The organism is Acidithiobacillus sp. HP-2, from assembly GCF_015100155.1.
Taxonomy (GTDB): Bacteria; Pseudomonadota; Gammaproteobacteria; order Acidithiobacillales; family Acidithiobacillaceae; genus Acidithiobacillus.
On sequence record NZ_JACKZA010000009.1, the window covers coordinates 1 to 12,278 of the forward strand.

Consider the following 12,278-nt stretch of genomic DNA (forward strand, 5'->3'; position numbering starts at 1 on the left):
GGCCTACCAGTTCCGCCTGACCTTTCAGGACATCTTCACGATCAAGAATCGCCACCAGGGGGCTACCCTCTTGAAAGCCTGGTTGGAAAACGCCAGAACCAGCGATCTGCCGCCTATCGTCAGGGTCGCCTACACCATCATGAATCACTGGGATGGCGTGCTCCGATGGTTCGAGAGCCAGATCACCAATGGAATTCTGGAAGGTTTCAACAGCCTCATTCAATCCGCCAAGGCCAAGGCTCGGGGTTACCGCACGCACAAGAACTTTATCAACATGGCCTACCTGATCCTGGGCAAGCTGGATCTCAGGCTACCCACTTGAAATGACGAGGAACCAAAATAAATAACGTTTCTTAAAAGGTAACGCATACTGAAAATAACGTTACTTATAAATTTACATTGAGTTACTTAATTGGCGCGATGTTTAAGTGGTACTGTTGAATCAAGAAAAATATTGCTGCAATAGTGAAAATTAGGTGTTCACTAATTGTGCCATAATAAGAACTCGAAATGCGCTTAACACTTCGCTTATCAGCCCATTCCAGTCTCCAGGGGCTGGCTGGCGAAACAGGCGCACACTTGGATACCAGGGGCTATCGCTGCGCTTTCGTAACCAACGCCAATCGCCATCATGTGATAGCATTACCCAGGTAGGTACGTTCAGAGCCCCCGACAGATGTGCAACGGCAGTATCGACGGTGAGCACGAGATCAAGCTGGCTGATGATTGCGGCGGTATCGGCAAAATCCCCTATTTCAGTACCGAGTGGCAGAAGGGGAAAATCCACCTCCCCGATTTGTGCTTCCGCTGCCTCACCTTTCTGTAAAGAAATCAAGTGCAAACCATCAATTTCTGCCAGGGGGGCCAGTTTGCTGAGTGCTAGGGAGCGGTCCTGACCATTGCGAGCGAGTGGATTACAGGCCCAGACTACCCCGACGCGCAGTCCTTTCTGGGGCAAGCTGGGAGCCCATTTGGCAATCCACTGAGGATCTACGGTCAGGTATGGAAACTGATTGGGAATGGTGGCGACGGTAGTACCACAGAGATGTGGCAGACTCATGATGGGTGCAAAGACATCAAATGTTGGGATGTCGGTATTTTCCAGAAACACTTCCTCCACATCCTCCAGGCGCGAAAATAGGCGGAGCAGAGGTTCCCGGGTTTCCAGAAGCACCCGTCCGCCCCGTCTTTTTAATTCTGTAACGTAGCGCACCGTTTGAATCAAATCACCTATGCCTTGTTCCGCATGGATCAGAATGCGTTTACCCTGGAGCGCATTCCCATCCCAACGCTCGTGCTCAGGAAAACGGATGGGGTTACAGTTTTCCTTTGCTGCAAATCGGAGCTCATAAAGTTGGAATCCCTCTTCATAGCGCCCAAGTGATAGGGCAAAAAGACCAAAATCAAAGCCGGTGGTCGGATCGCCTGCAGAAACCTCGTAAGCGCGCTGAAACAAGGAATAGGCTTCCTCCACGATATCGCGCTCAGCAAGGACCAGAGCCAATTTCACCATCGCGTCGCTGAAATCAGGAAATCTTTCGATAGTTTCACGTAACTTTATTTCACCGGCGTCTTTTTGGCCCAAAGCATACAGGCAGGCAACCAGATTGAGCGCAGCACCCCGGTGATCAGGATCCTGCCGCAGTATCTCCCGCAGTATTTTTTCTGCTTTGTCATAGGCCTTACGTGCAAACAATGGAACGGTAATATTCACCAGCGCCATCAGAGACTCTGGTTGTAAATCAAGGGCTTTGTTTAAAACTTCTTCGGCTTCTGCGTAACGTTTCTGTTCTGAGAGGACAAAACCCAGATTACAGTAGGCATGCAAATAATCGGGGCGCACCACTAAAGCATGTTTTAGCAATTGCTCCGCTTCATTCAGGTGTTTTTGTCTGGTCAGTAATACGGCGAAATTAAGAAGCGTGTCAGAGTGATCTGGATCAATTTCAAGGGCGTGTCGGAAAATTCTTTCTGAGGCAACTTCATCATCACGTTCCATTAGACTCACCCCGAGATTGCCATAAGCCTGGGCATGTTCAGGGTTGTCTTGAATAAAAGTACGCAAGAAGGCCTCGTTTTCAGAGACAACTGCTAGGTCTGGGAGCAATATTGCCTCACCGACGACTTCCTGGACGAGATCCCACTGTGGTAACCATTCTGACTGTACTTGCTCCAGCGTCCAGGGAAACTTTTCCAGATTCTGGTATTGGTAAGATTTCCACCCCTCCAGGCCCAGATCAAAGAGAGTGTCTTGCCACAATTCAAGCATATCAACGGATTGGACAATTGTGGTGTCAACGGCCCGGAGGTCTTGCAGTTTTCGTCGATTTAAGCGGATGGATCTTGCCAATTCGGCGCGTTGTGATTTGTCGCCACAAGTCCCAAAACGCAAAAGCAGAGAAAGCAATTCGCGCAGAGTTTGTCGATAATGGAAAAGCAGAAGCCAATTATTGGGTAGTATGGACATGGACAAAATATGAGTTTATTTGTCAGAACCTGCAAGGAAATACAATCTACCAAGCAATATCACCTGACCTTCCTGTAATGTCAAGCCGGTACGCTCGATTTTGAGGATTTTTGAGTAAATACTATACATGTATGCCAGTTCGCCCGGCAGTTTAAAATTGATCTGAAACCCGTTTTTGTCTCGTTTGATATTTTATAACAGCTTAGATAATGTTTATTTATGTGTTACGCCGTGGAAAATATGTGTTACCTATAAATAACCATCTATAAAATGGCTGCGTGTCGGGTTCGCTAAGAAATTCTCTCTTCATCATTCTTATTGGGTGGAAAAATGTATTTTTTTATAACATCGTGTGACATTTGGTTAATTTTAAAGTAATCATGCATCTGGTGGGCGTCTTGAGTCAATGGGTTTAACTTGTTGTTGTATTTATGGGTTATAGCCATTCGTTCAATCGATTAGAAATCATTTGAACATGTTTGCCTGAATAGGCTTCTCTTCTGGCATGTATCTTGCTGATAGCGTCGAGAATCCACTAATAAATTGTCTCAAGGACGGATAGTTATGCAACGCATTTCATTCAATCAGAAAATTCTAACCGTGGCCGTTGTGAGCACGTTTGCTGTCATGGGCGGCGTAAATGCCCCGGCATACGCTGGAACCGTCTATGGCGGTGGAGGATTGGTAGCCTCTTTGACTCAGACACTGGGCTTGGGATCTGCCGTAACCGCGCAGGGAAGCGATGGCAACATAGCCAGTGGGCTGGGTTCCTCCGCAGGGACAAACGATACTGCCATTGGGGATAATGCAACTTCGACAGGAACAAATTCCGTAGCTTTAGGTAACGGCAGTAGCGATGGTGGTCAAAACAATGTCGTTTCCGTCGGGTCTACTTCTCAACAACGCCAAATTATTAATGTTGCTCCGGGAACCTTGAGTTCAACTAGCACCGATGCTGTCAACGGTAGCCAGCTCTATGCTACTAATCAGCAGGTGAGTTCAAATACTAGCAACATCAGTCACTTGAGTAATACAATTTCAAATATTACCTCTGTGTCTGCCAACCTATCTGCAATCAAGGCGCAGCAGGCGACCGATGTTAGTAACATCAGCAATCTGAGTAACCTGCATCAGACCAACACCACCAATATTGCCAGCAACACCAGCGATATAAGCAACATCAAAAATCAGCAGACTACCGATGTTAGCAACATCAGTAATCTGAGTAGCCAACTATCTCAACTTTCTCCTGTTAATATATCCAAAATCCAGGCGCAGCAGACCACGGATGTCAGTAACATCAGCAATCTGAGCAATCTGAATCATACCAACACCACCAACATTGCCAGCAACACCAGCAATATAAGCAACCTCAGCAATCTGAATCATGCCAACACCACCAATATTGCCAGTAACACCAGCAATATCAGCAACATCAAAAATCAGCAGACCACGGATGTCAGTAACATCAGCAATCTGAGCAATCTGAATCATAGCAATACCACCAACATTGCCAGTAACACCAGCAATATAAGCAATCTGAACAAGCAGCAGACCACGGATGTCAGTAACATCAGCAATCTGAGCAATCTGAATCATACCAACACCACCAATATTGCCAGCAACACCAGCAATATAAGCAACCTCAGCAATCTGAATCATGCCAACACCACCAATATTGCCAGTAACACCAGCAATATCAGCAACATCAAAAATCAGCAGACCACGGATGTCAGTAACATCAGCAATCTGAGCAATCTGAATAATGCCAACACCACCAACATTGCTAGTAACACCACCAACATTAGCCATATCAGCAACATCCTTAACCAAAAGGGAATTGGTGTATTTACCATTGACTCCAGTGGTAACCTAACCAGTAATAATGCTAAGCCGTCAACAGGTGTTAATGATTTTGCAGCAGGAAAAGATGCGGCTACATCTGGTGATAACAGCATTGCGATAGGTACTGGAGCAGAAGCCAATTATTCCGGTGCGGTGGCAATTGGTGCGGGAGCTGTAGCGAATGCGGATCCGGCAACGGCTATTGGTAACGATGCAGGTGCCATGGGCACCAATTCCACAGCAATTGGTGCCAATTCTACCGCTAACGGCACCAATTCGGTCGCCTTGGGGCAAGGTTCAGTGGCCAACCGAGCAAACACGGTTTCGGTGGGTGATGCGGCAACTGGGTTACAACGGCAAATCACAAATGTGGCCCCGGGAACCGCACCCAATGATGCGGCAACCTATGGGCAGGTTCAGGGCGCCATGGCATCTGCGGTAGGGCAAGCTCAGCACTATGCCGATCAGGTCGGTTCGGTCAATGCGGCTTCTCTTAATGCTGCTGCTGCTGCTGCTGCTGGTCAGGGTCCCAATACGGTGGCCGGTGGATACGGTAACTACAACGGTCAAAGTGCTTTTGCATTCACCTACCAGCACAGGTTCAACTGCAATTGGACTGGTCAGATTACGGTCGGTAGTAACGGGTCTGGAAATAATACCGCAGTTGGTGCCGGTGGTTCCTATTCTTGGTAATTGGGTAGCGTAAAACATTCCTAAATCTTAGGCAGGAACCCGCGCTCGGCTTGGGTTCCTGAAAGGAATTTCTCGCTCCATCAAGCATCATTTAGACCAGGATGAGTTACTATGGAAAAATTAAGATTTTCGTTTATTGCCTTGGCGGCTGGCAGTTTAACCCTGACCGCCTGCGCACCTGTTCATTATCATAGCTGCAATTTGTCTTGTTTTGCCAAACCAAAACCGGTAAAGGTGCAACCTGCACCGCCTCCGCCACCACCGCCAGCAAAAGTCATTGCGCCGATCGAGCAGACTATTTTGCAGAGTAAACCCATTACGATACGTGGCGTGAATTTCAATACCAACTCATCAAAACTGATTGGAAGTGATGTTTATGTGCTTGATCGTGCTGCACGCTTTGCCAGACTTCATCCTAGCGCCGTATTGCTGGTCAAAGGGTATGCCAGCAAGACAGGTTCATTTGCCTACAATCTCAAATTGTCTAAAAAGCGCGCTAACTCGGTCGCTGGTTATCTGACTTTGCAGGGTGTTCCAGACTACAGAATTATTACCAAGGGTTATTCCTGGATGGATCCTGTTGCCAGTAATGCAACTCGCCAGGGCCGGTTCCTGAATCAGCGTGTAGTCATCGACTCCACTATTCAGGTTAAAAAAATAGTGAAGCAGCAGCCCTGATTCGCATTGCCCGTTGCCATAACCGGCAATGGGCAGCCTACAACTCACTGATATTTTTTAATCAATTGTTCGGCGACCACCGCGATCTTGCCACCGCCGGATTTCGCTTTATTCAGCCACTGTAACGATTGCGTTCTGTTTTTGATGTCCGGGTTATCCTGGTAAGCGACGCCTAAAAGCAGTTCAGCTTTGGGGCTACCATTGGCTGCCGCTTTCTTCCACCAGGAAATCGCTTTCAGGATGTCCTTTTCGATTCCTTGACCTTCATAATAGCTGGCACCCACGCTGAGCTGTGCGGTTGTGTTGCCTTGTTCTGCCGCTTTTAAAAACCAGTGAAATGCTTGTGAGTAGTTTTTTGCTGTGCCATAACCCTGAGCGTAATCCCGGGCCAAAGCCAATTCGGCAATGGGATTGTTCTGGTGGGCGCTGCGAATAAACCAGGTGTTGGCATTTTCATGATTTTCAGAAACTCCCCGGCCATAATAATTGGCCAGACCCAATAACAGCTCGGCGTAGGCATCTCCCTGCCCGGCTGATTTTGTCCACCAATAAACCGCCTTCTGAGGATTTTCGGTAACTCCTTCCCCATGTGCGTAGGCGTAACCCAGGTTGTTCTGCGCCTGGGCATTTCCGGCCTGAGCAGAATGGTGCCACCAATAGGCGGCTAATTTAAGGTCTTTAGGAACACCAGTAGCAAAATAATAGGCATCTCCAAGATTAAATTGGGCTTCTGGGTCTCCCAGGTTTGCGGATGCTAACCAGGCCTGTGCAGCACGACGAGGATGGTGCATGTGTGTCCAGTAAACCCCTTGCCAATATTCGGCACGTGCTTTTGCATTCATGGCATGCGGGTTTTGTTTGTCGGGGGGATTGACTGAATTCAGGTCGGGCGGAGGCAAAACTGCAGCAGCGCAGGATAATGCAGGGTAGGCGATTAACAGCCCAAGCAGGGCTATATGGTGCTGTCGATAAATTTTCCTGGTTGGGCTGGAATAGAGCGTATGCATGGAGTATTCCTTTATAATTAAATGATTATATTACAATTATAAGGTGAGCGAGCAGGGTGGATTGCATTACGCTCTATGATGTCAGAAAAATTAGACGGGTAAAACTGTCTGGATTGTGTTGTATGTGGCACCAAGATGATTACCTGTGAGATATAAAAAGTAACATAAAAGATTCGGTAAATTTGGTAAACAATGAGTTACAGTGTTTTAAACGTGGCACATGATTTGCTAGCATCATATCGCCGGAATGATATGTATTTTTGCGGCATAAAAAATAAAGCATTTCATCCTTTATGTACTCATCTATTTTAAGGAGTAAAGTTATGGCAGGTTTAAATGTAGGTGGACTTCTCAACAGCGTGACTGGATTACTTGGTGGCCTTCTGGGCGGCTCGAGTGGCATCACTGCCAGTGATGTCAGCACCCTGATGAATGATGGGGTTACCGCGACCACCACCCTCGACAAGGCAGTTACTACTGATGCTGCAACGCTTGCAGCAGACATGACAAATGACATCACGACGGCTGCACAAGGCACTTTGAGTTTGGCAGTTAACGGTGCAAGCGCCCTGAGCAAATCCTTTCTGTCAGACAGTGCATCCACAGTGGCTTCACTGGACAAGGCGGTTGGTTCTACTATTACCGCTGATTATACCCAATATGTTGCCGGCCCTCTGGCTGCCGGGGTTGGTGGCGGAATCAGCGGTATGCTGACGGGCGTGGGTACTGGCGTGGGTAATGCGATGGCTAACATGGCTACCAGCATCCCTGCTGCCACAGCTTCCATTGTCGGCTCTTTGGGCGCTTCTACGCTTACCGCTACGGGTCTGAGCAACGTTCTGAGCAATGCCACGGTGGTCGGATCGTCCTCCTCCGGTCTTTTGGGCGGACTGCTCTAATTTAGAGCCTGTCACTCCGTTCAGAACTACAACGGCGCGGTTTATCCGCGCCGTTATTGTATGTAGTCAAAAACAGCAGGAGTTCCATATGGGTACACTAGGAAGTTTGTTGTCCGGATTGCTATCGGCGCTGGGTCTAGGCGGTTCTGCCAGTTCAACCCCTTCTTTGCAAACAGTCGGCACTGTTGGTGCCGAAATGAATCAGGCGGTCAGTCAGTCAGTTACGGATGCCGCCACCCTTGCCAGCGAAGGCCTGGGTTATGCCAGCGGAGAATTGACAAGCACCATCACGAAAACCACTTCTCTGCTTACTGGAGGAATTCTGGGAGCGGAAAATGCCTTTCCGGGACTGCTGGATGGTAGCAGCTCTATAAGCATTTCCAATCTTGAAAACACTTTGATTTCTGATGGTAATCAGGCTGGAATGGCGCTTTCAAATTTTGCGAGTACCATGCCTGCCAATGTCGCCACGGGCATTGCCGATGGTGTGAAAAGTCTGTCTTCCAGTCCATTGGTTACAGATATTGGTGGATATTTGTTTTATTAGGCATTTCTCAAGAACCTCCTCCCAGTAAAGCCTGGGAGAGATTCTCTCCTAATCCCGCATTGTGCGTTATTAAATGGTCCGGCTTCGCTTGACTGGCCGGAGTGGTCTGTGTGCCATCCATGAATTGCATCGTGCAATTGATGATCAGTTTGTTGGCTTCCCGCGCCAGACTTCCCGGAAATGGTGCATAAGGTGAAGCAGCGCGGATTAATTCGACGGCGCGGGACGACTCTGTGCCAGGCAAAGTGGAGTGTAGCAGGGCCAGACCTGCCAGGTTGCCGCTGGATACCACGGTTACTCGTAGCTTGATTTTTCCTGAATTCTGATTCAGTAGTTGACCCGAAGCCCTTTGCTCAACATGTTCTATCCAGTAGGTTACGTAGTGGCTTATCAGGCGTGCTCGCTGGCGGGATGTCAGTATGCTGAATTGCGTATGCGGTGGTGATACAGGGTTTTTCTCTCTCTTTGCGGAAAGGGGAAATGAAGATTCCCTTTGATGCAGGGATGCATTGACTGGTGCTTTGGCTTCTTTTGCATGAGGCCGTGGAGCGGCTAATTGCCTGTCCTGATGGGGATGAGGAGGAGTCGCTGACCGGCTTGCCTTGGGGAGGGGAACCATATGAAAAGTGTAGGGCGCGGCCGCAGTCCGGGTGCGTTCGTGGTTCATGATTTCAAAGACCATAGCGACAACGGCCAACACGATAAACGTGGCGCCTAACAGCCACCAGGTCAAGGCTTCTCCAGAAAAAAACTGACGATGTTTCATGGTCATCATAATGGATGATCTCCAGGAGTGTTCTCCGACTCCTGAACGACGTTCCGGGTTTTTTCGAGGAGCATGTGTACCAATTTATGAGGATGTAACATGGCATAGAACAGCCACTGTGCGACTACCCATTCGCCCTGCGCAGCCCGCCATGCAGCCTGTGCATTCATAGTCCGCAATTCGGCGGTATGGACATCCATTTTGCTGACCCGGCCATGTTCATAAAGCGCAGACAAGAGTTGTTGATCTTTTTGGGTGGAAATATACTCCTCGTGCAGGGCTTGTACCCGCCGGTTTCCTTCCTGGATTTCTTCACGATCCACGCGTAATTGTTGATGACCTTCCAGTATGGCTTGCTGGTACTGGATGTGGGCAGATTCCAGTTTGGCTTCGGCATCATGTAATTTGGCCAAATGACCTGTGAAGGGCCCGAGGCTTTGGGTGATGCTCAGTCCTACCGTGTAATTGTTGCGATTGACATTGTTGAAAGCGGGTCCGAAACCGTCGCTTGAGGTACCCAGCCAGTTGTAACCAGCCTGGAGATTCACATCCGGTAAAAAACTCCCCCGGACGGATGCTACATGGTGGCGTGCCTCGCGCATGTTGGCCAGATCGGCTTGAACAGCAGGCAGCTGATTAACGATATCTGTGTCTTCTGTCTCGTTATTGGCATTTTGCCCCGGCTCAGGTGGCATTGGGATGGTTTCGTGACCCGCCTCGCGGACCAGCGCAAAGGCACCCCGCTGACCCAGCAGGGCAGCCAGTTCGGTTTGGGACTTCAGAAGGTGCCTGCGTAAGTCATCATTTTGGGATTGATACTGAAGCAAGAGAACTCGCGCTTTATTGAGATCCAGCACACTTTCATTACCCCGCCGAAATTTTTGTTCGTTCAGGGACAGATCTTCTTCTGCCAGGGAGATCGCTTTGCGGAGAATGACTTCCTGTTGCAGCAGGCTCTGAACTTGCTGAAAGTTGACAAGCAGATCAAGCACAGCCTTATTTTGCTGATAGAGAATCTGTTCGCGTGCGACAACTACGCCCTGGTGTGCGGCAGAGAGATTTTCAATGCCGCTTCCGCCCTCGAAAAGATTGAGGGAAGCCATGATGCTCATATAGTTTGAATAAATGCTGCCTTGGGTTGCAATGATATTGGAACCCACCAAAGAAGCAGAAGGTAAGCCGCTGGTGTTGACATACATCTGGCTTTGTTCCTGAAAACTCAGATGCGGGAGAAAATCACCAATGGCCTGCAAAGAACCGGCATTCGCGCTACGCAAGTTTTGGGCGGCAAGACGGATATGGGCATTATGGTCGATGGCTGTCTGGACAAGATCATAAAGGGAACTGCCGGAATGTCTGTCGGGCTGCGACAGGCTACTGGATGCCAGGCTCGGTAGTGGCGTGATTCCCGGCGACATTACCGGTGTTGATTGGGAAATTGCAGAGGGTGGCCCAAAAATGACGACAGAATTATGCTCCGGTTTGTTGGGCCCGTTCACCGGCGTTGCAGGAATTTTTGCTGGTGCCGGTGCCGGTGCTGGTGCCGGTGCTGGTGTTGGTACCTGGTTGTTTTTCTGCACAGTTTCGCTGACTGCCGGCCGCTGAGACGCTTTCGGACTATTCAGTGAGAGTGTCGGGATTTTGCTCAGGTGAGGCGCTTTCGGGGAGACGGGTTGGGTCTCTGAAGCCGGCACTGTTGTGGACCTGGGAGTCGCTACAGGCGATGTCTGAGGCTTTTTAGCCTTTAATGGCCGCTGAGGGGAGATATCGGGCCGTTGTCTGGCCAATACCTGCTCCTGTTCCCTGGACGGATGACCATAATATTGTGGAGAAGCGGGGAGCGCATCACTGAGGGCTGCAGCCAGCCCGGTGTTGCTGATGTCATCAACTGCGCCTGACTGCGCCCTGGCAGGTAAGGCTACCGCCAGACCGAGCATGACCACGGCAAGCTGTACCGCCACTTGCAAAACCGTACCAGAATTTTTCATCGCACTGACAACCCTTCGTCCCAGTCGCGGAACAGGGGGCTGAGGAAAAATTGCAGGATGCGTCGTTCCCCGGTATTGATGTTGACGGATACGGACATGCCAGGTCGCATTTTGACAGCCTTTCCGTGCACCATCAGAGAGGGATGCGCCACGGTAACACGGATACGGTAGAACAATGCCCCGCTGGAGCCGTCGCTACCATGCTGGGAAATGGCATCAGGGCTGATTTTGTCAACTACTCCCTGCAGGGCTCCATATTGTTCAAAAGGATAAGCGGCTACCTTGACCCGTGCCTTTTGACCGACATGAACGAAGGCCATGTGACTATCAGGCAGGGCGCATTCAACGACCAGCGGGGTCCCACTCGGCACGATGCTGACCACGGATTGCGCGGGTGTCACCACCTCACCAATATTGCGTACCTCCACACTTTGCACCACGCCGTTTACCGGAGAGCGTAAGGCATGCAAGGCCAGTTCGCGGTTGGCGTGGGTTTGCTGAGCTTCCAGAGAAATCACCGATTGGGTGTTTTCACCGAGGCTGTGCAGTAAGGTGGCATGATAGTTGGCACGGGTTTCGGAAATATCCTGCTCCAGTTCGGTCTGACGTTGGGTATAGCGGGCAATGTCGCCCTTGTTTTGGGTAATTTGCCCACGCAGACTGATTTCCTTTTGTTGGGCTTCCATATACTGGATTTCCGGTATGGCCCCGATTTTGGCGAGGGCTGCATCTGCCACGACTTGCGGATGCAATAAATCTTCTTGTTGTTGCAGGGAAGCCCCCTGACTTTTGGCGGCTTCCAGAGCGGTCTGATTTTGGGCCAGACGGGATTGTTCTGCACTCTGGTGACTCCGATACTCGGCCTCCTGAGCGGCCTGCAGGGCATTTTCCATTTGCAGGTATTCGGGGTTTATCTTGGCTGTAGTGGTGAGACTGTTATGACCACTGAGTTGCGCCTGGATGCGCGCCCTTTCAATATCGCGTAGTGCCAGTTCCTGTCTGGTTGCATGGAGGGTGGCCTGAGTCACCGTCGGGTTGAGAGAGACCAGTAATTGGCCTTTGCGCACCTGCTCGCCATTGTGCACATAAATATGTTCGACAGTGGCAGTGGTGATAGGCTGAACCATTTTGACCCTACCGTCAGGAACAAATTGACCACTGGCTGTGGCGACGATATTCAATTTTCCAAAATAAGACCAGAGAATGGCAGCCACCAGAAGAAAAACCAGTGTCCACAGGATGCGGTGCTGCCACGGCGCCGGAGGTCGCTCCTGAATTTCCAGCAGGGGTGGCAAAAACTCATTTTCCAGTTTTTTCAGGGCAGCCTGACGGTTTTTTTCTCGGGCTTCTGCCACGCTACCGCGCAACCCACCCAAAGCACGTGCCAT

10 protein-coding genes are annotated in these 12,278 nt (G+C 49.8%); 5 read left to right on the plus strand and 5 right to left on the minus strand.

Annotated features, from left to right (window positions below):
• Positions 1 to 322 (plus strand): transposase (locus H7F11_RS08355; RefSeq protein WP_193658101.1); only part of this gene is annotated, 322 nt, incomplete at its 5' end.
• Positions 323 to 472: 150 nt separating this feature from the next.
• On the opposite strand, the gene H7F11_RS08360 is transcribed toward H7F11_RS08355, so the two are convergent.
• Positions 473 to 2,269, minus strand: a complete 1,797-nt coding sequence (locus tag H7F11_RS08360) for a tetratricopeptide repeat protein (RefSeq protein WP_193651546.1) — start codon at positions 2,267 to 2,269, stop codon at positions 473 to 475.
• A gap of 762 nt (positions 2,270 to 3,031) precedes the next feature.
• Between H7F11_RS08360 and H7F11_RS08365 the strand changes: the two genes are divergently transcribed.
• Both H7F11_RS08365 and H7F11_RS08370 read left to right on the plus strand, forming a co-directional pair.
• The gene (locus tag H7F11_RS08365) at positions 3,032 to 5,005 is read left to right on the plus strand and encodes a YadA family autotransporter adhesin (protein ID WP_193651547.1); all 1,974 of its coding nucleotides are present in this window, start codon (positions 3,032 to 3,034) and stop codon (positions 5,003 to 5,005) included.
• A 111-nt stretch (positions 5,006 to 5,116) separates the two neighbouring features.
• The gene (locus H7F11_RS08370; protein ID WP_193651548.1) at positions 5,117 to 5,683 is read left to right on the plus strand and encodes an OmpA family protein; all 567 of its coding nucleotides are present in this window, start codon (positions 5,117 to 5,119) and stop codon (positions 5,681 to 5,683) included.
• Between the two features lie 44 nt (positions 5,684 to 5,727).
• Here H7F11_RS08370 and H7F11_RS08375 read toward each other — a convergent pair whose 3' ends face one another.
• A complete protein-coding gene (locus tag H7F11_RS08375; protein WP_193651549.1) occupies positions 5,728 to 6,690 on the minus strand; it encodes a tetratricopeptide repeat protein in 963 nt (320 codons plus the stop codon).
• A gap of 323 nt (positions 6,691 to 7,013) precedes the next feature.
• Here H7F11_RS08375 and H7F11_RS08380 point away from each other — a divergent pair, with 323 nt between their 5' ends.
• Together H7F11_RS08380 and H7F11_RS08385 are read left to right on the plus strand one after the other, a co-directional pair.
• Positions 7,014 to 7,589: a hypothetical protein gene (locus tag H7F11_RS08380; RefSeq protein WP_193651550.1), complete on the plus strand. Its 576-nt coding sequence runs from the start codon at positions 7,014 to 7,016 to the stop codon at positions 7,587 to 7,589.
• An 88-nt stretch (positions 7,590 to 7,677) separates the two neighbouring features.
• Positions 7,678 to 8,136 (plus strand): hypothetical protein, encoded by a 459-nt coding sequence (locus H7F11_RS08385; RefSeq protein WP_193651551.1) that lies wholly within the window; start codon positions 7,678 to 7,680, stop codon positions 8,134 to 8,136.
• Positions 8,137 to 8,143: 7 nt separating this feature from the next.
• Here the strand turns inward: H7F11_RS08385 and H7F11_RS08390 are convergent, their stop codons facing one another.
• From H7F11_RS08390 to H7F11_RS08400, 3 genes are read right to left on the minus strand one after another with little or no spacing between them, the layout of a single operon-like run.
• On the minus strand, positions 8,144 to 8,911 hold the full coding sequence (locus H7F11_RS08390) for a hypothetical protein (RefSeq protein WP_193651552.1): 768 nt from the start codon (positions 8,909 to 8,911) through the stop codon (positions 8,144 to 8,146).
• A complete protein-coding gene (locus H7F11_RS08395) occupies positions 8,908 to 10,890 on the minus strand; it encodes a TolC family protein (RefSeq protein ID WP_193651553.1) in 1,983 nt (660 codons plus the stop codon). The genes H7F11_RS08390 and H7F11_RS08395 overlap by 4 nt, the downstream gene beginning before the upstream one ends.
• Entirely contained in the window at positions 10,887 to 12,278 is a 1,392-nt protein-coding gene (locus H7F11_RS08400; RefSeq protein ID WP_193651554.1) for an HlyD family type I secretion periplasmic adaptor subunit, read from the minus strand. The genes H7F11_RS08395 and H7F11_RS08400 overlap by 4 nt, the downstream gene beginning before the upstream one ends.